The following is a 20,244-nucleotide window of genomic DNA, read 5'->3' on the forward strand; positions in this document are numbered from 1 at the left end:
GATTGGATTGGAGACAAAAATCAGGGGCCATATCATAGCCAATTTGTATAAAAACGCACCAGCCCCGCGGCAAGATCGGTTTGTTCACTCAGGCGCCGCTGCCAATTGCCAATCCACGCGGCCCACTCCGGCAGCCGGCTTTCCAGCTTTTGCCAGGCATCGCCGATATCACCCTGGCCATTCCAGGCCATCCAGAAAGCCTGCAACGCCACCCGCAGCGTCTCGTCCATCCCCTCGCAGAACAGGGCCAGAAAAGCTTCCAGCTTCTCCAGATGGATATCCTCATCCTGCTGATAGATGTGCCAGACGAATGGCCGCCCCGCCCATTGCGCCCGCACGAACGAATCCTCGCCACGCACCGCATTGAAATCGCAACTCCACAGCAGCGGGTCGTAGTCTTCCTGGCGCAGGAAGGGCAACACCTGCACACGCAGGGCCTCCTTCTGGTACTGCCCCCCTATTCCCAGTGCCTGCCCCGCCCAGCGCTCGACATCGGCCAGCACCCTGCCCTCCGGCACCAGCAACAAGGTGGCGGCGCTGCTTCCGGCCAGCGCATCAAGCCACCCCCCCAGCGCGCCATTCTCATAGGCAAACAGGGACATGCGCCGCTCCTGAACCTGCGGGTACACACCCAGACCTTGCAGGAAGCCAAGGCTGGCCGCCGGATCGGCCTGGAAGGCATCGCGCCGGGCGATCAGCTCACCCTCCCGCAACAGTCCGCCGGTGGCAGCGGTGAAGCCGGGGAAATAGAAATACTTCTGCAGCCCACTGGCCTGCATCGACGGCAATCCATGGCAGGACTCCACCCAGGACTCGGCACTGAGGTATTCCAGGTTCAGCCACAGCGCAGGCGCCTGCCGCTCGCGCATCGCTTCTATATAGGCAGCCGGCATTTCGCAGGCGAAGGCCTCGATCACCACATCCGCTGCGGGAGTGTCCCGCCAGGGCTTCGGCCACAGGCGAACGTCCACGCCCGATTGCTGCTGCACGTCGGCCGCGCCATCGGCCGCCGGACAGATACGCACGAAGGCAGCCAGGTCGTCGACCCACAGCCGCACCTGCTGCCGATGCTCTGCGGCCAGTTGCCGGGCCAGACGCCAGGTGACGCCGATATCGCCATAGTTGTCGACTACGCTGCAGAAGATGTCCCAGCTGGCCATGCGCTTTCCTACGTAGCAGAGCGTGCCTCAGAAGGCGCCAGTGTACCCGCGATCCCAGCCATGCTCCTTAAGCCGATGAATCCCTTGGAAAAAATTTTCAAAAAAGATTTGCCAAGGAAGAAACCTTTGAGTAAAGTGCGCGCCTCGACAGACACAGCGCTGTCGAGAAATCTGGTGAGGTGTCCGAGCGGTTGAAGGAGCACGCCTGGAAAGTGTGTATACGAGAAATCGTATCGAGGGTTCGAATCCCTCCCTCACCGCCAGATTCATGAAAAAGCCCGGCTAAGCAATTAGCCGGGCTTTTTCGTTTTCCCCTTCACACTTTCTTCACCTGTTGCGGCCTAGTTGCAAGTTGTCAGTTGGACAAATGCGCAACGGCGATTAAACAGTTGTTCGACCATTGTCGACAGTCATCTGGCAGCTTGGTTCCGCAACCCGGAAACCCGCCTCAGACCCCGCCTGACACCTGTTAGCAACACTCCTTTGCCAGATTGGACAGTTTTTGCCCAAATCGGCCTCGGACAACTGCTAACAGCACCCGTAACATGAAAAAAAAGTGCCGTACTTGCGCTTGGTCAGTTTACTTACTACAAGTAATGGGTACTATGTAGTCCGGCTAATTTCCCAGTCATGGGAGATTGCTTTTAATGGAAATGTCCACCTTAAGGGGAACACGATGAACAACGTTCTGAAATTCTCTGCTCTGGCTCTGGCTGCTGTTCTGGCCACCGGTTGCAGCAGCCACTCGAAAGAAACCGAAGCACGTCTGACCGCTACTGAAGACGCCGCTGCTCGCGCTCAAGCCCGTGCCGATGAAGCCTATCGCAAGGCTGACGAAGCTCTGGCCGCCGCTCAGAAAGCCCAGCAGACCGCTGACGAGGCTAACGAGCGCGCCCTGCGTATGCTGGACAAAGCCAGCCGCAAGTAATAGATCTTCGGATCTGTTCGAAAGAACCGACCCCTCGGGGTCGGTTTTTTTATGCCCGCAGTCTTGTCTCCACGACAAAGCAGGCGGACAACAAAAAGCCCGCTCGACCGGTAACGGTCGGCGGGCTTCTTAGTGCGCGCTACAAGTTACTGCAGCGGCACGGCGTCCTGGTCAACAGTGGCGGCAACCGAACCACCCTGCTGCACTTGCTGCGGCTGGGCAATGGCAACCGGCAGGCCGTCTTCGGCGGCAACCACTTCACGCACCACGTTCCAGTCCATCTGCATCTGGCTGGCGATGTCTTCGCGCTTGAGCAGGGCGTTGATCACCGCGGTGTGCTTGTCGACGACGGACGGATCACCGTTGTCATCGATGGGCGCATGGGCTTCGAGGTAGATCTTGCCTTCGCTGCGACCGAACTTGTACGGCTCGTTGATGATGCGCACCTTGGTGCCCACCGGAATCATCGAGAACAGCTGGGTCACGTCCCAGTTGTACATACGGAAGCAACCGTGGCTGGTACGGGTGCCGATGCCGAACTTCTTGTTCGAGCCGTGGATCAGGTAGCCGTGGAAGCCCAGGCTCATCTTGTACGGACCCAGCGGGTTGTCCGGGCCCGGCGGCACCACGGTCGGCAGCGGATCACCGTCGGCAGCGTGCTCGGCGCGGATCGATGCCGGCGGATACCAGGCCGGATCCTTGGTCTTGGCGATCACACTGGTGCTGCCCACTGGCGAACCCCAGCCCTCACGACCGATACCCAGGGCGTAGGTGTAGACGACGTTCTTGTCCTTGGGGAAGTAGTACAGGCGGTATTCGGCGAGGTTGATCACCACGCCTTCGCGCGGGCCGGCCGGCAGGACGAAACGGGTCGGAATGATGACCTCGGTGCCCACACCCGGCAGCCAGGCGTCGACGCCCGGGTTGGCGGCGATCATCTCGGAGTAGCCGAGACCGTATTTCTCGCCAAGGTCGGCGAAGGTGTCTTCGTACTTGGCCTTGATGACCTGGACCTGGCCGACGATATCGTCGCCCGGCGCCGGCAGCGGCAATTCAATGGCGGAAACGGGGCCGGCCGAGAGCAGCGCGGCGAGGGACAGCGAGCAGGCGGCAATGACGCGCGACAACATCCGAGGATCCTTGACGTGGGCAATGAGCAAAGGGTGATCAGTTTACCACCGCAAGCCCCGTCAACGGGAGATATCAGACGAGCCAGGAACTGCGCGCGCCGCGCTTTTCCTCTTCCAGTTGTTTCAGGCAGGCCGCGCAGATTCGCCGGTCGCGCAGCAACGGCCTCTCGGCGCCGCGCCACAGCGGCTGCGCCGGCAGCAAGCTGCCGCACAAGGTGCGGTCGGCCGGGGTTCCCAGCTCCAATTGGCGCGCAACCAGGTGCACCCGCACTTCGCGGCAGGCGAACAGGTCCAGCTGCTCATCGGGTTCGATCAACTGGTAGGCGAAGAGGGTCCAGGCGGGGCGCGACATAGGGGGTTCCAGAAGGGTGCGCAAACATAGCCGAAAGGCCGGGCGCGGGGAAGCCTCGATTCAGTGGTTTATCACTGCAGCCGCCTATCACAGCAAGGGTTTGAGCGTCGGCCACACGTTGTCGAGCAGTTTAGGCTGTGCCGCCACCGCCGGATGAATCCCATCGGCCTGCATCATGTCCTGCACACCACCAACTCCTTCGAGGAAGAACGGTACCAGCGCAATCTTCTGCTCGCGCGCCACGCTGTCGAAGACCTTGGCGAATGCATCGGTATAGCGCTGCCCGTAGTTCGGCGGCAGGCGCATTCCCAGCAGGACGACCTTCGCGCCCGCCTGGCGCGACTGATCCACCATGGAGGCAAGATTCTGTTGCAATTGCGCCGGCGCCATTCCGCGCAGGCCATCGTTGCCACCCAGTTCGATCACCACCAGCTTCGGCTTCTGCTCCGAAAGCAGCGCCGGCAGCCGCGCGAGGCCTCCCGCCGTGGTGTCGCCGGAGATCGACGCATTCACCACCTGGTAGTCGAAACCCTGCTCCTTCAGGCGCTTGTCCAGCAGGCTGACCCAACCCAGGCTGGTATCCAGCCCCAAACCGGCGCTGATACTATCGCCGACGACCAACAGCGTCTGCGCCGCGGCCTGCTGCGTGATCAGAAGCAACGCCAGGCAGCCGCCCATTAGCCATGCACGCATCGGATTCTCCATGAGCGAAAGCATTCTCACCGCGCGGAACCTTAGCAAGGTTGTTTCCAGCGCGGAAGGCAAGCTGACCATCCTCCACGACCTCTCCCTCGACCTCTCCCGCGGTGACAGCCTCGCCATCGTCGGCAGCTCCGGCTCGGGCAAGTCCACCCTCCTCGGCCTGCTGGCCGGGCTGGACCTGCCCAGCGGCGGCGAGATCGTCCTGCTCGGCCACACCCTCTGCAGCCTCGATGAAGACCAGCGCGCGCGGATGCGCGCCGCCCACGTCGGCTTCGTCTTCCAGTCGTTCCAACTGCTCGACAGCCTCAATGCGCTGGAGAACGTCATGCTGCCGCTGGAGCTCGATGGCCGGAAGGACGCCGAGCAGCGCGCCCGCGAGTTGCTGGAACGCGTCGGCCTCGGCCAGCGCCTCACCCACTACCCGCGCCAGCTCTCCGGCGGCGAGCAGCAGCGAGTCGCCATCGCCCGCGCCTTCGCCGCCGAGCCGGACGTGCTGTTCGCCGACGAGCCCACCGGCAACCTCGACACCCACACCGGCGAGCGCATCAGCGACCTGCTCTTCGAGCTGAACCGCGAGCGCGGCACCACCCTCGTCCTGGTGACCCACGACGAACGCCTCGCCCACCGCTGCCAGCGTCACATCCGCCTGGAAAGCGGCCACCTGATCGACCACGTCGAACCCTGACGGACGAGAGCCGATGAAGCCACTGTCGCTGCCCAACCTGTTCCGCCTGTCCCTGCGCCAGCTGTGGCGCGAGGGGCGCAGCGGCGAACTGCGCGTGCTGTTCTTCGCCCTGCTGGTGGCGGTCGCGGCCAGCTCCGCCATCGGCTATTTCAGCGCACGCCTGAACGGCGCGATGCTGGTGCGTGCCCCCGAATTCCTTGGCGCCGACCTGGTGCTCACCGGCACCCAGCCGGCGCGCCAGGAGCAGATCGACAGCGGCCTCAAACTGGGTCTGCAACACGCGCAGAGCGTTGAGTTCTCCAGCGTGGTGGCCACCGACAACGGCATCCAGCTGAGCAGCGTGAAGGCCGTCGGCGACAGCTATCCGTTGCGCGGCGAACTGAAGAGCGCGCCGGCCCCCTTGCAGCCGGAGGTCGAGGGCGGCCGTCCGGTGCCGGGCGATATCTGGGTCGAGTCGCGCCTGCTGGCCAGCCTCGACCTGAAGATCGGCGACAGCGTCGACATCGGCCGCCAGTCTCTGCGTATCGCCCGCGTGCTGACCTACGAACCGGACCGCGCCGGCGACTTCTACAGCCTCACCCCACGCGTGATGATGAGCCTGCACGACCTAGATGCCACCGGCGTGGTGCAGCCCGGCAGCCGGGTGCGCTATCGCGACCTCTGGGGCGGCGCGCACGATGCGTTGCAAACCTACCGGCAGGCAACCCAGGGCAACCTTGCCGCCAACCAGGAACTGCAGGACGCCCACCACGGCAACCGCCAGATCGGCGACGCGTTGGAGCGCGCCGAACGCTACCTGAACCTCGCCAGCCTTGCCGCCGTGCTGCTCGCCGGCGTGGCCGTGGCGCTGTCGGCCAACCGCTTCGCCACCCGCCGCTTCGACGCCAGCGCACTGCTGCGCTGCCTGGGCCTGTCGCGCCGCGAAGCCCTGCTACTGTATGGCAGCCAACTGCTCATGCTGGGATTGGCTGCCAGTGCCTGCGGCGCCTTCATCGGCTGGCTCGCACAACTCGGCCTGATGCACCTGCTGGGCAACCTGCTGCCGCCGGAGATCCCCGAGGCCGGCATTGTTCCCGCGCTGGCCGGCATGGCCACCGGCCTGGTCGCGCTCGCCGGCTTCGCCTTGCCACCGCTCGCCGCCCTCGGCCGCGTACCGCCGCTGCGGGTACTGCGCAGCGACCTGCTGCCGGTGCCGATGCGTACCTGGATGGCCTACGGCTGCGCGCTGCTCGCCCTCGGCCTGATCATGTGGCGCCTGAGCCTGGACCTGAAACTCACCCTCGCCCTGCTCGGCGGCGGCGCTATTGCCGCGGTGGTCCTCGGCTTCATCCTGCTGCTCGCCCTGCGCGGCCTGCGCAACGCGCTGCAAGGGGCCAGCCTGCCTTGGCGCCTGGGCCTCGGCCAATTGCTGCGTTACCCGCTGGCCGCCGCCGGGCAGAGTCTCGCCTTCGGCCTCATCCTGCTGGCCATGGCGCTGATCGCCCTGCTGCGCGGCGAGCTGCTGGACACCTGGCACGCGCAACTGCCACCCAATGCACCGAACCATTTCGCCCTGAACATCCTGCCGGCCGAGAAAGACGGCTTCGAGCAACGGGTGAAGGCGCTGTCGCCCAACGCCGAGGACCTCTACCCGATGGTGCCGGGTCGGCTGGTAGCGGTGAACGGCAAGCCCGTCCACGCGATGAACGAAGACATCCGCAGCGAGCGCGCCCTGCAACGCGACCTCGGCCTGACCTGGTCCGCACGCCTGCCCGCAGGCAACCAGATCGTCTCTGGCGACTGGTGGAAAGCGGGCGAGAAGAGCGAGCTGCCAGGCGTCTCGGTGGAAGAGAAGCTCGCCGGCAACCTCGGCCTGAAGGTCGGCGACCACCTGAGCTTCACCGTTGCCGGGCAGACCCGCGAAGCGCAGATCCGCAGCCTGCGCTCGGTGAAGTGGGACAACTTCCAGCCCAACTTCTTCATGGTCTTCGAGCCGGGCACCCTGACCGACCTGCCGGTGACCTACCTCACCAGTTTCTATCTGCCGGCCAGCCAGGAGCGCCAGTTGATCGAACTGGCCCGCGCCTACCCCACCGTCACCCTGCTGCCCGTGGACGCGCTGCTGGCGCAGCTGCGCAGCATCCTCGACCAGGTGACGCTGGCGGTGGAGTACGTGCTGGTATTCGTCCTTGCCGCCGGCTTCGTGGTGCTGTTCGCCGGGCTGCAGGCGACGCTCGACGAGCGCCTGCGCCAGGGTGCGCTGCTGCGCGCCCTGGGTGCAGAACGCAGCCTGTTGATGCGCACGCGGCGCAGCGAGTTCGCCCTGCTCGGCGCGGTCAGCGGCCTGCTGGCGGCACTGGGCTGCGAGCTGATCAGCTACCTGCTCTACCGGTTGGTGTTCGACCTGCCATGGAGCCCGCATCCCTGGCTGCTGGGGCTGCCGCTACTGGGGGCGCTGCTGGTGGGTGGCGCCGGGCTGCTGGGGACGCGCCGCGCGCTCAACGTGAGCCCATTGCGCCTGCTGCGCGAGAGCTGATCGGGTAGACTGCCCCGATCACTCTCGCCGCACTGGATGCCATGAGCCGCTATCGCCCGCCCCGCCCCGCCGGTACCCCGCTGATCACTCCCGAAGGCGAAGCGCGACTGCGCGCCGAACTGCATGAACTGTGGAACGTGCGCCGGCCACAGGTGACCCAGTCGGTCAGCGAGGCCGCCGCGCAAGGTGATCGCTCGGAGAACGCCGAGTACACCTACGGCAAGAAGATGCTGCGGGAGATCGACAGCCGCGTGCGCTTCCTGCGCAAGCGCCTGGAGAACTGCAAGGTGGTCAGCGAGCGCCCGGCCGACCCGAACAAGGTCTACTTCGGCGCCTGGGTCACCCTGGAAGACGAGGACGGCGAGCAGGCCCGCTACCGCATCGTTGGTCCGGACGAACTGGACCTGCGCAACAACCACATCAGCATCGACTCGCCCCTGGCCCGCGCCCTGGTGGGCAAGGAACTGGACGCCGAGGTGATGGTGCGCAGCCCCTCCGGCGAGAAGCTGTGGTTCGTGGTGGAAATCGACTATCCCTGAGGCATATGCGTGTAGGAGCGAGCTTGNTCGCGAACCCGCCCGGCGCCGGAGCTGCCGGTGAATCCATTCGCGAGCAAGCTCGCTCCTACAGGATCAGAGCGGCTGAGGACGCCGGGTGATCAAACCCTGCCGAGCGACACGAGTCAGCTCGTGGATGGCCGACTCCAACTGCTCGGCCACCGGCGACTGCACCACCGCGAAGTCAAAGCTGTCGGAAGGGAAGCGCGCGAGATCGGCAAAGGTTTCGGCAAACTGGATCAGGAAGGTACGCGAGCCGTTCCAGCGCTTGGGCCAGCCATCGAGGTAACGGACGAGGGTGGGCTGGTGATTGCCGCCCAGGAGAATCTTCGGATTGCGACGCACCAAGCCCGTGGTGATCGGGGCCAGGCGCACATGCGGGTTGGGACAGGTCATGGTGTCACGTCTCCGCCTCAGGGGTCCTGCTGGACGCGGCGAGAGGCACACCGAACCAGCGCTTTAGCGGTATTTCGATGTCAGCCATCGCTGCATCCGCGCCCCGCAAGTTGCTACTTAAATCGGCGCTGTGCGGCATCCTAGAGAAGCCCCGGCAAAGCTGTCAAGGAGACTTCAGTCGATGACCACACCCCCCATGCGGCTGTTCTTCGCCCTGCCCTGCCCGACGGAACTGGCGGCGCGCATCTGCTCCTGGCGCGACAGCCTGCACCATGACGGCCAGCCCGTAGCACAGGGCAACATGCACCTGACCCTGGCCTTTCTCGGCTCCGTGCCGCGCGGGCGCAAGGCAGAATTGCGCGCCATCGGCGAACGTCTGCCACGCCAGGGATTCAACCTTGAGCTGGACCACCTCGCGCGGTGGAGCAACGGCATCCTTCATCTGGCCCCCGGCAGCATTCCGGCAACACTGCACGAGCTTGTGCACGCCCTGCGCGAGGAACTGCGGGCGGGTGGATTCGAGGTCGAGCATCGCCCGTTCCATCCGCACATCACCCTCGCTCGCCATGCCCACCATACGCCGGCCGCCACGCCCTGCTTCCTGCTGCCAGCCCAGGCCGTGACGCTGTTCAGCTCGGAGAACAGCCCCACCGGCGTGCGCTACCGCGCCATTGGCGAGTGGCCGCTAGACAGCGTCTGATCGCGCCGCCCAGTCCTGGGCGTAATCGAGGAAGCGGCGCAGGCCAGCCGTGGGGTACTTGTCGATATGCAGCGCGCGGAAGAAGGTGCGCCGCAGCGGTCCCAGCGGATTGTCCAGACTCACCAGTTCGCCGCGCGCAAGCTCCGCCTGCACCACGCGCTGCGACAGGCAGCCGATGCCGAAACCGCTGCCCACCAGATGCTTGATCGCCTCGGCGTTACTCACCTCCAGGGGCGCGTTGACGCTACCCAGACGCGGCAACACCTGCTGCTCGAATGTCACCCGTGTGCCCGAACCGGCTTCGCGCAGCACCCAGCGAGCCGCCGCCAGATCCTTCAGGCTGACGCGTTCGGCCAGCGCCAGAGGGTGGTCCGGCGCCACTACCAGCAGCAGCTCATCGGCCATCCAGGGCGTGAGCTGGATCTGCGGATGCTGGATCGGCGCTTCGATGAAGGCCACGTCCAGGCGGAACTCGGCCAGCGCCTCGATCACCCCGCCGCTGTTGGCGACCTGCAGCTCCAGGCGGCTTTCAGGCAGCTCACCGAGAAAGCCGGCCATCACCTGCGGCAGCAGGTAGCCGCCAATGCTGCGGCTGGCACCGAGGCTCAGTTGCACCGGCGCCGATTCGAACAGGCTCTCCAGTTCGGCGCTCTGCGCCAGCAGCGCACTGGCCTTGGGGTAGAAGGCGCGGCCATTGTCGTTCAGCGCCAGCCGCTTGCCACTACGGTCGAACAGGCGCGTGCCGAGTGCGCGCTCGAGTTCCTGCAACGCCTGGCTGGCGGCAGACTGCGAAAGCGCGATGCGTGCCGCGGCCTGGGTGACATTGCCCAGTTCGGCAATCGCGGTGAAGGTCGCCAGTTGGCGAAGGGTGATACGCGGGCCCATATCGATAAAACCGGTCATCCCAATAAGAACAATCCGTTTTTACACTAAGCAAGGCAGCGGCACCATGGCTTCACCTTACACAAGGAGCCTGTAATGAACGCCCTTCGCCGCCTGCCCTACTACTTCCCCGGTGCCCTGCTCTGCCTGGGCATCGCCTTCGGCTCCCGCCAGCTCATGGAAATCCCCGCGCTGCAGCACCTGGGGCTCGGCAGCCTGACCCTGGCGATCCTCATCGGCCTGCTGGCCGGCAACCTCGGCCTGGCCCGCTTCGGCAGCATCCGCCCCGGCATCGACCTGTCGCGCCAGCAACTGCTGCGCCTGGGCGTGGTGCTCTATGGCCTGCGCCTGACCTTCCAGGACATCGCCGCCCTCGGCCCGGCGGCATTGATCATCGACGTACTGATGGTCGCCAGCACCCTGACCGTCGCCTGGTGGATCGGCGAACGCTGGCTCAAGTTGCCGCGCGAAAGCGCCCTGCTGATCGGCGCCGGCAGCGCCATCTGCGGCGCCGCCGCGGTCATGGCGAGCAGCCCGGTACTCAAGGCGCGCGCCGAGCACACCGCCGTTGCCGTAGCCACCGTCGTACTGTTCGGCACCCTGGCAATGCTGCTGCACCCGATGATCTACGCGGCGCTGCCCAACCTGTTCGGCAGCGAGCAGGCCTTCGGGGTGTTCACCGGCTCGACCATCCACGAAGTCGCCCAGGTGGTTGCCGCCGGCCGCGCCATGGACCCCGCCGCCGCCGACGCCGCGCTGATCAGCAAGATGTTGCGGGTCCTGCTGTTGGCCCCGGCGCTGCTGATCCTCGGCCGCGTCGGTTTCGCCGAAGCCGCCGAGCCCGGCGCGCGCCGCAAACTGCACATTCCCGGTTTCGCCGTGTTCTTCCTGCTGGTGACCGGCCTGCGCTCGCTGGGCTGGGTGCCGGAAAGCTGGCTGGCGCCGCTGCAGCAACTGGATGACGTGATGCTCGGCATGGCGATGGCCGCCCTGGGCCTGGCCACCCGCCTGGGCGACCTGCGCAAGGAAGGCCCCAAGCCGCTGCTGCTGGGCGCCGGGCTGTTCGCCTTCCTGCTGGTGGGCGGTGGCCTGATCAATGGCGGGGTGCAGTACCTGTTCCACTGATTCACTGGCCAGCCATTCACGCAGACGAAAAAAAGGGCGGACACCTCAGGTGTCCGCCCTTTTTCGTTTCTGCTGGCTGATGTATCAGCTGGACAGCTTGCGGTCCAGGGAGAACGGGCCAGCGCCGCTGATCAGCAGCGCGACGCTGATCATGATCAGGGTGAAGGCGTATTCGAAGCCGTTGGCGGTGATGAAGAAGCCGTTGGCCAGGTGCACGCTGAACACTGCGACCAGCATGGCGACGATCAACGGGATGCTCGCCAGGCGCACCAGCAGGCCGAGGACCAGGGCCAGGCCGCCGAAGAATTCGGCGCTGCCGGCCAGGGTGGCCATCAGGTAGCCGGGAGTCACGCCGAGGGATTCCAGCCAGCCCGCCATGCCTTGCAGACCGGGGCCACCGAAGGCGCCGAAGAGCTTCTGCGAGCCATGAGCCATGAAGGTCAGGCCGGTGGTGATGCGCAGGACGGCGATGCCGGCGCCAGCGTTGGTGGTCAGGATGGATTTGATCAGCGAGTTCATGGTGCGTCCTTATGCGAGCTCTAGTGGGAGCGAAGGGTTGCGTAGGAAGTAGGTGACAACCGTGGTTGCTTGGCGACCAATATATCCAGTTTTTCCGATATCAAAAGCGCAAAATCGCGCTAATAACTATCGAATAAACCGATTATTTCTTGATTGCCGCCACGCTCTCACGTGGCTCGAGGCCATCACGTTCCCGCTGATATGCAAGATAGTACTTGTTGACGCTGCTGACGTAGTTCACCACGCCCATGCCCAACTGCTCGGCCGCCACGCGCTCGACCTGGAAGAACCACTGGTTGGGGTTCAGGCCCTGGCGCTTGGCCTCCGCACGCAGGCTTTGCACCCGCTCGGGACCGGCATTGTAGGCAGCCAGAACGAAAGCCATGCGGTCCCGTTCATTGATGCGCGGACTGGAGAAGAAGCGCTTGCGCAGCATGGCCATGTAACGGCTGGCTGCCTGCACGTTGTTCTCCTTCTGGTGCACGGTATCCACGCCCACGGCGCGGGCCGCCGCCGGGGTGATCTGCATCAGCCCGGTGGCGCCGCCGGCGCCGCGCGCGCCGGCATTCAGGTTGGACTCCTTGAAACCCACCGCGGCCAGGGCCAACCAGTCGACCTTGCTCTGCTCACCGTAGCGTTGCAGGGTCGGGCGCACGGCTTCCAGGCGCTTGCGGTCGGGAACCAGCAGTGGGTTGCGCACCTGGTAGGCGCGACGGTACAGGCGCTGGAAAGCCGCATCCTGGTCCGCCGGGGCGCGATAGTCCTTGAGGAAGCGGTTGACGCTGGCGCGCAGCATCGGCGCATCGCGGCGAACGTACCAGGCCATCGGCTCGCTGTTGTCCAGCACCAGGTGGCGGTCGACACGCAGCTTGGTGAAAACCTTGCTCCAGCGCTCGGCGATGGGCTGCTCGACCACGGTGTAATTGAAGATGCCGGCCTGGACCATCTCCAGCACGTCTTCCACGGCCAGGGAGGAATCGGTCCACTCCAGCACCAGCGGCGCCATGCGCTTCTGCGCCAGGCGCTCGTTGACCTTGCGCACCGCCTCGCCGGCGGCGCTGCCGGCTGGCAGGGTGATGGTGCGGCCGGCCAGTTGCTCCAGGCGCACGAACTTGCGGTTGCCCTGCCTGGTCACCAGCACCAGCGGCACGTCGGCCTTCCACGGCAGGCTGGGGCTGACGTTCTGGCCATCGCGGGCCAGCAGGACTTCCCCGGGCGCGACCAGATCGCCTTCACCGCGCTGCAGCGCGCCGAGCAATTGATCCTTGGCCTTGGGAATGAATTTGATGGTGAGCGGCTTGCGCCCCGGGGCGCTGTCGTTGAGGTACTGCTCGAAGGCGCGAAGGCGGCGGTATTCGATGCCGATGGGTTCGCCCTTGATTTCGCCGGAGCTGTTGCGGCTCTGGTTGACCAGGACCCGCAGAGTGCCACCGGATCGGATGGTGGCCAGGTCGCGGGCGTCGCTGCTTTCCTGCTCCCAGTTTTCCGGCTGGGCGGTCAGGCGCGCAGCCGCTGGCAGTGGCGTCAGGGCCACGAGGCACAGCAGTAGCAGCAACAGTCGGGTCATCCAGCTCTCCGGGGGCTCGCACTCGGCGGTGGGCCGATTAGAGTGCGGTTTCGGCCGGTAGTTCCCGACCGCCAAGGGCGCGCAAGACTCTCACAGGAGGGGATAAACACCAACCCGAAACTTCCGCCAGATCTTCGGAATGTTTCTCAACCTGTTGTTTTTGAAGAATTTTCGTCAAAAAAGCGGCTTTTGCTATGCTCCGCTTCCGAACAAAGGGAACAAAAATGCAACTGATCGACATCGGCGTCAACCTCACCCACCCGAGCTTCGCCCCGGAACGTGAAGCGGTCCTCGCTCGCGCCATCGAGGCCGGCGTCGTGCAGATGGTGCTGACCGGAACCAGCCTGGACGACAGCGAGCAGGCCCTGGAGCTGTGCCGGCAACTGGACGAAGAACAGCGTCTTTACTGCACCGCCGGCGTCCATCCGCACGAAGCCAGCCACTGGGACAGCGGCAGCGCCAAGGTACTTCGCGGACTGCTGGCCGAGGACCGGGTCAAGGCGGTCGGCGAATGCGGCCTGGACTTCAACCGCGACTTTTCGCCGCGCCCGCAGCAGGAGAAGGCTTTCGAAGAACAGCTGGGCCTCGCGGTGGAACTGCAATTGCCGGTATTCATCCACGAGCGCGATGCCGGAGAGCGCCTGCTGGCGATCCTCAGGGACTTCCGCGACAAGCTGCCGGCAGCCGTGGTGCATTGCTTTACCGGCGAGCGCCGCACGCTTTATTCCTACCTCGACCTCGACCTGCACATCGGCATCACCGGCTGGATCTGCGACGAACGCCGCGGCACCCACCTGCAGGAACTGGTGCGGGAAATTCCCGAAGGCCGGCTGATGCTGGAAAGCGACGCACCTTATCTATTGCCACGCACGCTGCGGCCGAAGCCCAAGAATGGCCGCAACCAGCCGGCCTACCTGCCCGAAGTGCTGAGCTGTGTGGCCCAGCACCGTGGCGAGAGCGCAGAGCGCGTCGCTGCCCATACCACCGAGTGCGCGCGGCGCTTCTTTGGCCTCCCGGAAATTTGAACCGGCTCTCAAGAATGCCCTTCCTCGGCCGATAAGTCGGGAGCGGAAGGTGGCTTGATTCCCATCAATGGCCACCTTCATCCCTTTTCACGACAATAATGGCGCCCTGCCACTATTCGACCGACAAGAAGACATCTATGGCCGCCTGGATCCGCGATATTTCCCTCAAGTACAAATTCTGGGCCGTCAACGCGGTCGCCTTCGTCACCACCCTGCTGCTGGTGCTGTTCGCCATGCACCAGGAGCTCGACGGGCGCAACCAGCAGGCACGCCAGGGTGCCGAAGCCCAGGCCCAGATGCTCAAGGGCTGGCCGGCGGGCTCGGCGCTGCCGACTTCGCCGAACCTCGTCAGCTTCGCCAGCGGCAGCGCGCCACAGATCGCCGGTGTCGACGGCTCGGCCCTCGCCCGCGCCAGCGGCTGGGTCGACCTGCAGGGTGCGCAGGGCCGCAATGGCGTGCTGGCCGGCGCCTACGTACAGGACATCGGCAACGGCCAGCGCATCGCCGTGCTCGCCCCCGGCGCCGACTTCTGGAGCGTCTTCGAGGACCGCGCCCTACCCTTCGCCGGTGCTGTGCTGGTGCTGATGCTGGCCCTGCTGGCCGCCTCGCAATTGCTGATCCGCTTCATCCTCACCCACCTGCTGACCCTGCGCGACGTGATGCTTCACGTGGAGAAGAGCGGCGACCTGGCCGCCCGCGTGCCGCTGGAAAGCCGCGACGAAGTCGGCCAGATGGCCACCGCCTTCAACGCCATGCAGGCGGGCTACCAGCGTGTGGTCGGCACCGTCGCCCAGGCTGCCGGGCGCCTCGACGAAGGCGCGCGCAGCCTCGCCAACAGCATGGGCCAGGTGCGCCAGGGCATGCTCGGCCAGCAGAGCGAGACCGACCAGGCCGCCACTGCCATCAACGAGATGTCGACCACCGTCCACCACATCGCCCAGCACGCCGCCGACACCCGCGACCAGTCGCAGGAAGCCGATCGCCTCGCCGGCAATGGCCAGCAGGTCGTCGGCCGTGTTGGCCAGTCCATCGCCGGTTTGTCCCAGGGCGTGCAGCAGACCGCCGAGATGATCCAGCAGCTGGCCCAGGACAGCCACAAGATCAGCAGCGTGGTCAGCGTGATCCACGGCATCGCCGAACAGACCAACCTGCTCGCCCTCAACGCCGCCATCGAGGCCGCCCGCGCCGGCGAAATGGGCCGCGGCTTCGCCGTGGTCGCCGATGAAGTGCGCAACCTCGCCAAGCGCGTGCAGGACTCCACCGACGAGATCACCCAGATGATCAACGCGCTGCAGTCCGGCACCCGCGACGCCGTGGAGTTCATGCAGGAGAGCTCGATCAAGGCCGACGGCTGCGTCGAGGAAGCCCGCGAGGCCGGCGAGGCCCTGGCGGCCATCGCCTCGGCCGTGGCGCTGATGCGCGAGAGCAATACCCAGATCGCCGTGGCCGCCGAGCAGCAGAGCCAGGTGGCCGAGGAAATGACCCGTTCGGTGGTGGGCATCCGCGACGTCACCGAGCACACCGTGCAGCAGACCGTCGATTCGGCCGGCACCAGCCACCAGCTGGCGGACCTCGCCGGCGAACTCAGCCGCGCCATCCGCCAGCTGCGCCTGTAATTCCTATCGCCCGCATAGCCTGCGCCCATTGGCGCGGGCTTCGGGGCAGCACCTAGACTGCTGACATTCCGCCCGCCTGCGCACAGGCGGGCTTCTCAGTCTCGGGAGCAGCACCATGGGCAAACGTCACCCCAACCTCCTCGCCTGGCAATGGCAGGGCTACGCCGCCAACCACCGCAACCCGACCAACCTGGCGTTGCACATCATCGCCGTCCCGCTGTTCATCCTCGGCGCCCTGACCCTGCTCAGCGGGCTGCTCGGCCTGAGCCTGTCGGCGATCCTGCTGGGCGTGATCGGCATGGTCGCCTCGCTGGCCATCCAGGGCCGCGGGCACAAGCTCGAAGAGCAGGCGCCCGAACCCTTCAGCGACCGCAAGGACGCCATCAGCCGTCTGCTGGTCGAGCAGTTCGTCACCTTCCCGCGCTTCGTCCTCAGCGGCAAATGGTGGCGCGCCTGGCGAAGTCGCGACCGCTGAGCCGGCCATCACAGAAAGGCGCGGCATTTCGGCCATTCAAGTACCCGGCAGGTTCGCCGATATAATCGTCGAGATTTCGTCACGAGCTGTTGAGATGTCGGCTTTTCGTCATTTTATTGGCATTTTTGCCTGCCTGTTTATTGTCATGCCCGCGCACTCAGCCCCGGAACCGGCGGCCGAGCGCACCGTGCTGACCATTGCAGTGAAAGGCCAGCCACAACTCCAGCGCCATTACAGCCTGAGCGACCTGGAAGCGCTGCCGCAGACCGAGCGGCGCTCCATGCTCCCTGACGAATCCCGGGTCTACGGCTGGCAGGGCGTGCGCCTGAGCACCCTGCTCGCCGGCTTCGAACGCGGCGATGCGCAGCGCCTGCGAGTCGAGGCACTCAACGACTATTCCGCCCTGATTCCGCTGAGCGACCTCGACGCCTTCGATCCCATCCTCGCCTACCACCGCGACGGCCAAGCCCTCGGCATCGCCGAGCGCGGCCCGCTGTTCGTCATCTACCCGATGGTCGATCACCCGGAGTTGCGGACCCAGGTCTACTTCAACCGCACCGTCTGGCAGGTAAGCCGCATTACCCTGGAGTGATCGCCGTGCCCCCGCAGCCTCCCAGGCGGCGCTATCGCCGCCTGACCGTCATCATCCTCAGCAGCCTGATCGCCGCGCTGACCGCCGGCGCTGGCGCAGCGTTGCTGATGGTGCACCAGCACGTCCGCCAGTTGGCCCATCCCGACGCCCACAGCGAGCTGTGGCAGGCCTACCAGCTGCGCGCCGAGCTGGAACGCTCGCTGAACACTGCCCGGCAGGTGCTCGCCGGCCAGAGTGACAGCGATGCCCTGGCAACCCGCGTCGAGGTGCTCGCCAGCCTCCTGCCGCCGCTGCGCACCACGCCCGTCTATAGCTACCTGGTCGTGCCCCGCCCGGAAGTGCAGGCGACGCTGGAGACGATCCAGCGTCTGAGCGACGCCTGGCTCCGGCGCGCGCCCTGGGGCCAGCCGGCGGCGGCGCAGGTGCTGGCCGGCGAGATGCTGCGCGAACTGCCGCCCCTGCTCGAACCCACCCACGAACTGGTGGTGGTCACCAACATCGCCCTGACCAACTACATGGACGTCGAACGACTCGACCTGCAACGCGCCTTCAACCTGCTGGCCTGGGTGCTCTTCGGCCTGGGCCTGTGCAGCGTGCTGCTGGCCCTGCGGGTGATCGCCAACTCGCGGCGCAAGCTGCAGCTCACCCAGCGCCTGCACGACCTCAACCAGTCGCTGGAGCAACGCGTCGAGCAGCGCACCCAGGAATTGAGCGAACGCAAGGCGCTGCTGCGCTACATCCTCGACACCAGCCCCAGCGACGTGGCGCTGCTCAGCGACGAAGACTCCCGCGCCCACTACGTCAGCCCGCGCCTGTTGCAGCGCACCGGCATCCGCCCGCACGAGCCCTTCACCCTGCACCGGTTGTTCGATGACCAGGACGAGGAAGCGCGCTTTCGCCAGTCACTGGCCGACAATGGCCAGCTGGACAGCTGGGAAACGCGCCTGGCGGGCAACCCGGCCTACTGGGCGATCGTCTGGGCACGCAAGATGGAAATAGATGGCCGGCCCGCCTCGCTGGTGTGGAGCTTCGACATCAACCAGCGCAAAACCATGGAGCAGGAACTGCGCCTGCTCGCCACGACCGACCCGCTGACCGGCCTGCAGAACCGCCACGCCTTCGTCAAGCGCGGCGTCGCCCTGCTCAAGAGCGCGCAACGCTACGACCGCCAGTGCGCGGCGCTGATGCTGGACATCGATTTCTTCAAGCCGATCAATGACAGCCACGGCCACGCCTTCGGTGATGCGGTGCTGCAGGCCGTGGCCAAGGAGCTGACCCAAGGGTTGCGTGAAGTCGACCTGCTCGGCCGCCTGGGTGGCGAGGAGTTTGCCGCGATCCTTCCGGAGACCGACCTGCAGCAGGCGCTGCAAGTCGCCGAGCGGGTACGCAACAGCGTGCAGGCGCTGTCGTTCACCAGCGAGGACGGCAACCGCGTGCGCCTGACCCTGAGCATCGGCGTGGCCGAGCGACGCGAAGGTGAACTGCGCCTGGAAGACCTGCTGGCCCGCGCCGACCGCGCCCTGTACCGAGCCAAGGCCGGCGGGCGCAACCGTACGGAGACCGCACCCGGTCTCTAGCTGACCGGCTTCTAGCCGAAGATGGTCACCGTCTGCCGGCCGATCGCCAGGAGCTGGCCGTCGGCCGACCAGGTCTGGGCGGCGATATGGCCGTAACCATCGCGGGCATGCTCGATGGTCGCCAGGTACTGGCACCAGCCGTTGGCCGGCATCGACGGCAGCGGCTGGACGAACTCCACGGTCCAGGTCAGCGAGCTGGACGGCGCTGGCGATTTCAGGTGCGGCAGGTTGGCCGGCGGCCAGGCGTCGATCAGCGCCAGCAGGTGGCTGATCTCCATCGGCTCCTCGCCCACGTCGTCGCCACGGAAACGCATCCAGCCTCCCATCTCGCGCTCGCGGCTGGCCGAGAACGGCATATGCCCGACGGCCCAGCGCATGGCGATGTTCTGGGTGAAGGCCGGCATCAGCTTGCGGATGTAGGGCAGTTCCTGGCAGTCCTCCACGGCCTTGAAGGCCGGCGGCGGCAGGCCATCCATCTGCACGCTGGATTCGCGTCCCACCCCGAAGCTGCCTTGGGCCAGCAGCACCACCTGGCCGTTCTGCACGGCGCGGCAGAACACCTGGCTGACCGACTTGCCCTCGCGCAGGACTTCGGCCTCGAAGCTCACCGGCACTTCCACCTCGATGGGGCCGACGAAGGTGATCGCCAGCGAACGCACCGGCCGTCCGGCCTCGGCCACCGACGCCATGGCCTCGTAGGCCAGCGCCGCCACCAGGCCGCCGAAACTGGCGCGGCCCTGGGCCCAGGCGGCGGGGATGACGATGGACAACGGCGCGGTACGCACCGCCCGGAGCATTTCGCTGAAGGACATGTTCGGACTTCCCTGAGGCTTCTGGAGAATGGCAATTGGTTGCGATCTTAGGGGCACCGGCAGTCCCGGCAAACCATCCAAAGCCTTGTCCCTTACAGGAAATGCCCTGTCATCAATGCGCCCTATGCAGCGCTTTCTGCAGGGCTTCGAGACTCTCGTCGGCGAGGCGTTCGGCGAGGTCGTGGCGGGCGTTCCAGTGCGGCTGCAAGGGCATCAGGTCCAGCTCGCGCTCGCTGCGGATCAGCCACTGCTCGTAGTCATGCCAGTCGCCCAGCGCCGCTTGCGCGTCCTTCAGCGGCGCCAGCAGGCGTTGCGGCACGGCAGACTCCTCCGGATAGGCCTCCAGCGAATAGCGCACCCGCTTGATCAACAGGCGCAGGCGATGACGGTCGTGGGCCGGGTCCTTCAGGGCGTCGCGCAGCTTCTGCCACTCCCGGGCCAGGCGCTTTTCCACCTTGCGGTGCAGCCCCTTGAGCACGCCGTGGCGCTCGGAGGTACGCCACAGCTGTGGCCAGCCATCCAGGCGCATCATCAAGCGCTCCCACTGCGGGCTGGCAAGCAGCGTGACGTAGCCGGAGATCAACGCCGGCCGACGCAGCGCGGCTGCACGTTCGTAGCCTTCGGCCTCCAGCACCGGCAGCAGCACTTCGAGGTCGCGCAGCGGGCCGCTGAGCCGGCCCATGTCACCCAGTGCCTGCTCCAGTTCGTCGATACCGGGCATCCCCCGCACCGGGTGCAGCAGGCTGCGCAACCGGCGCACGGCGATTCGCAGGTCGTGCAGCGCTTCCGGGTCGGATTCGGCCTTCAGGCGGGAAGAAGCGGCGAACAGCGCAACCTCCTGCTCGATCAGATGGCTTACCAGGTAATCGCAGAAGGAGGTCACGGCAGGCTCCACTCAGAGGATGAAATATCAGGTTAGCCCCGGCCAA

Annotated in this window: 21 protein-coding genes and 1 tRNA gene; 12 read left to right on the forward strand and 10 right to left on the reverse strand. The window is 65.9% G+C overall.

The window, feature by feature from the left end; translation table 11 throughout:
* Positions 1 to 32: 32 nt before the first annotated feature.
* Entirely contained in the window at positions 33 to 1,160 is a 1,128-nt protein-coding gene (earP, locus tag UB43_RS12950) for an elongation factor P maturation arginine rhamnosyltransferase EarP (RefSeq protein WP_045211465.1), read from the reverse strand.
* 173 nt (positions 1,161 to 1,333) lie between these two features.
* On the opposite strand from earP, the gene UB43_RS12955 reads away from it, so the two are divergent.
* Positions 1,334 to 1,423, forward strand: a tRNA-Ser gene (locus UB43_RS12955).
* 413 nt (positions 1,424 to 1,836) lie between these two features.
* Positions 1,837 to 2,088 carry an outer membrane lipoprotei OprI gene (gene oprI, locus UB43_RS12960; protein ID WP_017517003.1) on the forward strand — a complete coding sequence of 84 codons (252 nt, stop codon included), beginning with the start codon at positions 1,837 to 1,839 and terminating at the stop codon, positions 2,086 to 2,088.
* A gap of 146 nt (positions 2,089 to 2,234) precedes the next feature.
* Here the strand turns inward: oprI and UB43_RS12965 are convergent, their stop codons facing one another.
* From UB43_RS12965 to UB43_RS12975, 3 genes are all read right to left on the reverse strand, one after another.
* The gene (locus tag UB43_RS12965; protein ID WP_045211466.1) at positions 2,235 to 3,218 is read right to left on the reverse strand and encodes a L,D-transpeptidase family protein; all 984 of its coding nucleotides are present in this window, start codon (positions 3,216 to 3,218) and stop codon (positions 2,235 to 2,237) included.
* Between the two features lie 73 nt (positions 3,219 to 3,291).
* The gene (locus UB43_RS12970) at positions 3,292 to 3,570 is read right to left on the reverse strand and encodes a hypothetical protein (RefSeq protein WP_045211467.1); all 279 of its coding nucleotides are present in this window, start codon (positions 3,568 to 3,570) and stop codon (positions 3,292 to 3,294) included.
* A gap of 87 nt (positions 3,571 to 3,657) precedes the next feature.
* Complete coding sequence (locus UB43_RS12975; protein ID WP_045211468.1) at positions 3,658 to 4,263, reverse strand: arylesterase; 606 nt, start codon at positions 4,261 to 4,263, stop codon at positions 3,658 to 3,660.
* Positions 4,264 to 4,273: 10 nt separating this feature from the next.
* Between UB43_RS12975 and UB43_RS12980 the strand changes: the two genes are divergently transcribed.
* The 3 genes from UB43_RS12980 to greB are packed head-to-tail and all read left to right on the forward strand — an operon-like array spanning position 4,274 to position 8,011.
* Positions 4,274 to 4,957, forward strand: a complete 684-nt coding sequence (locus UB43_RS12980; RefSeq protein ID WP_045211471.1) for an ABC transporter ATP-binding protein — start codon at positions 4,274 to 4,276, stop codon at positions 4,955 to 4,957.
* A gap of 13 nt (positions 4,958 to 4,970) precedes the next feature.
* Positions 4,971 to 7,472, forward strand: a complete 2,502-nt coding sequence (locus tag UB43_RS12985; RefSeq protein WP_045211473.1) for an ABC transporter permease — start codon at positions 4,971 to 4,973, stop codon at positions 7,470 to 7,472.
* Between the two features lie 41 nt (positions 7,473 to 7,513).
* Positions 7,514 to 8,011: a transcription elongation factor GreB gene (greB, locus tag UB43_RS12990; protein ID WP_045211475.1), complete on the forward strand. Its 498-nt coding sequence runs from the start codon at positions 7,514 to 7,516 to the stop codon at positions 8,009 to 8,011.
* A 93-nt stretch (positions 8,012 to 8,104) separates the two neighbouring features.
* On the opposite strand, the gene UB43_RS12995 is transcribed toward greB, so the two are convergent.
* Complete coding sequence (locus tag UB43_RS12995) at positions 8,105 to 8,425, reverse strand: hypothetical protein (RefSeq protein ID WP_045211477.1); 321 nt, start codon at positions 8,423 to 8,425, stop codon at positions 8,105 to 8,107.
* 181 nt (positions 8,426 to 8,606) lie between these two features.
* Here UB43_RS12995 and thpR point away from each other — a divergent pair, with 181 nt between their 5' ends.
* Positions 8,607 to 9,125, forward strand: a complete 519-nt coding sequence (gene thpR, locus UB43_RS13000) for an RNA 2',3'-cyclic phosphodiesterase (protein ID WP_045211479.1) — start codon at positions 8,607 to 8,609, stop codon at positions 9,123 to 9,125.
* On the opposite strand, the gene UB43_RS13005 is transcribed toward thpR, so the two are convergent.
* Complete coding sequence (locus UB43_RS13005; RefSeq protein ID WP_256205160.1) at positions 9,111 to 10,028, reverse strand: LysR family transcriptional regulator; 918 nt, start codon at positions 10,026 to 10,028, stop codon at positions 9,111 to 9,113. The genes thpR and UB43_RS13005 overlap by 15 nt on opposite strands.
* A 75-nt stretch (positions 10,029 to 10,103) precedes the next feature.
* Between UB43_RS13005 and UB43_RS13010 the strand changes: the two genes are divergently transcribed.
* Positions 10,104 to 11,132 carry a YeiH family protein gene (locus tag UB43_RS13010; protein ID WP_045211481.1) on the forward strand — a complete coding sequence of 343 codons (1,029 nt, stop codon included), beginning with the start codon at positions 10,104 to 10,106 and terminating at the stop codon, positions 11,130 to 11,132.
* 84 nt (positions 11,133 to 11,216) lie between these two features.
* Here UB43_RS13010 and UB43_RS13015 read toward each other — a convergent pair whose 3' ends face one another.
* The gene (locus tag UB43_RS13015) at positions 11,217 to 11,651 is read right to left on the reverse strand and encodes a DoxX family protein (RefSeq protein ID WP_045211483.1); all 435 of its coding nucleotides are present in this window, start codon (positions 11,649 to 11,651) and stop codon (positions 11,217 to 11,219) included.
* Positions 11,652 to 11,793: 142 nt separating this feature from the next.
* A complete protein-coding gene (locus UB43_RS13020; RefSeq protein ID WP_045211485.1) occupies positions 11,794 to 13,218 on the reverse strand; it encodes a transglycosylase SLT domain-containing protein in 1,425 nt (474 codons plus the stop codon).
* A gap of 224 nt (positions 13,219 to 13,442) precedes the next feature.
* Between UB43_RS13020 and UB43_RS13025 the strand changes: the two genes are divergently transcribed.
* From UB43_RS13025 to UB43_RS13045, 5 genes are all read left to right on the forward strand, one after another.
* Positions 13,443 to 14,243, forward strand: coding sequence for a TatD family hydrolase (locus UB43_RS13025; protein WP_045211490.1), 801 nt, complete (start codon positions 13,443 to 13,445; stop codon positions 14,241 to 14,243).
* A gap of 137 nt (positions 14,244 to 14,380) precedes the next feature.
* Complete coding sequence (locus UB43_RS13030; RefSeq protein WP_045211492.1) at positions 14,381 to 15,859, forward strand: methyl-accepting chemotaxis protein; 1,479 nt, start codon at positions 14,381 to 14,383, stop codon at positions 15,857 to 15,859.
* Between the two features lie 115 nt (positions 15,860 to 15,974).
* On the forward strand, positions 15,975 to 16,334 hold the full coding sequence (locus UB43_RS13035) for an Mpo1-like protein (protein ID WP_045211494.1): 360 nt from the start codon (positions 15,975 to 15,977) through the stop codon (positions 16,332 to 16,334).
* 145 nt (positions 16,335 to 16,479) lie between these two features.
* Positions 16,480 to 16,926: a molybdopterin-dependent oxidoreductase gene (locus UB43_RS13040; RefSeq protein ID WP_082085848.1), complete on the forward strand. Its 447-nt coding sequence runs from the start codon at positions 16,480 to 16,482 to the stop codon at positions 16,924 to 16,926.
* On the forward strand, positions 16,926 to 18,503 hold the full coding sequence (locus UB43_RS13045) for a diguanylate cyclase (protein ID WP_045212499.1): 1,578 nt from the start codon (positions 16,926 to 16,928) through the stop codon (positions 18,501 to 18,503). Before UB43_RS13040 ends, UB43_RS13045 begins: the two co-directional genes overlap by 1 nt.
* An 11-nt stretch (positions 18,504 to 18,514) precedes the next feature.
* On the opposite strand, the gene UB43_RS13050 is transcribed toward UB43_RS13045, so the two are convergent.
* Entirely contained in the window at positions 18,515 to 19,315 is an 801-nt protein-coding gene (locus UB43_RS13050) for an acyl-CoA thioesterase II (protein ID WP_045211497.1), read from the reverse strand.
* 112 nt (positions 19,316 to 19,427) lie between these two features.
* Positions 19,428 to 20,198, reverse strand: coding sequence for a CHAD domain-containing protein (locus tag UB43_RS13055; RefSeq protein WP_045211498.1), 771 nt, complete (start codon positions 20,196 to 20,198; stop codon positions 19,428 to 19,430).
* Positions 20,199 to 20,244 lie beyond the last annotated feature (46 nt).

Source organism: Pseudomonas sp. 21 (assembly GCF_000955805.1).
GTDB lineage: Bacteria > Pseudomonadota > Gammaproteobacteria > Pseudomonadales > Pseudomonadaceae > Pseudomonas.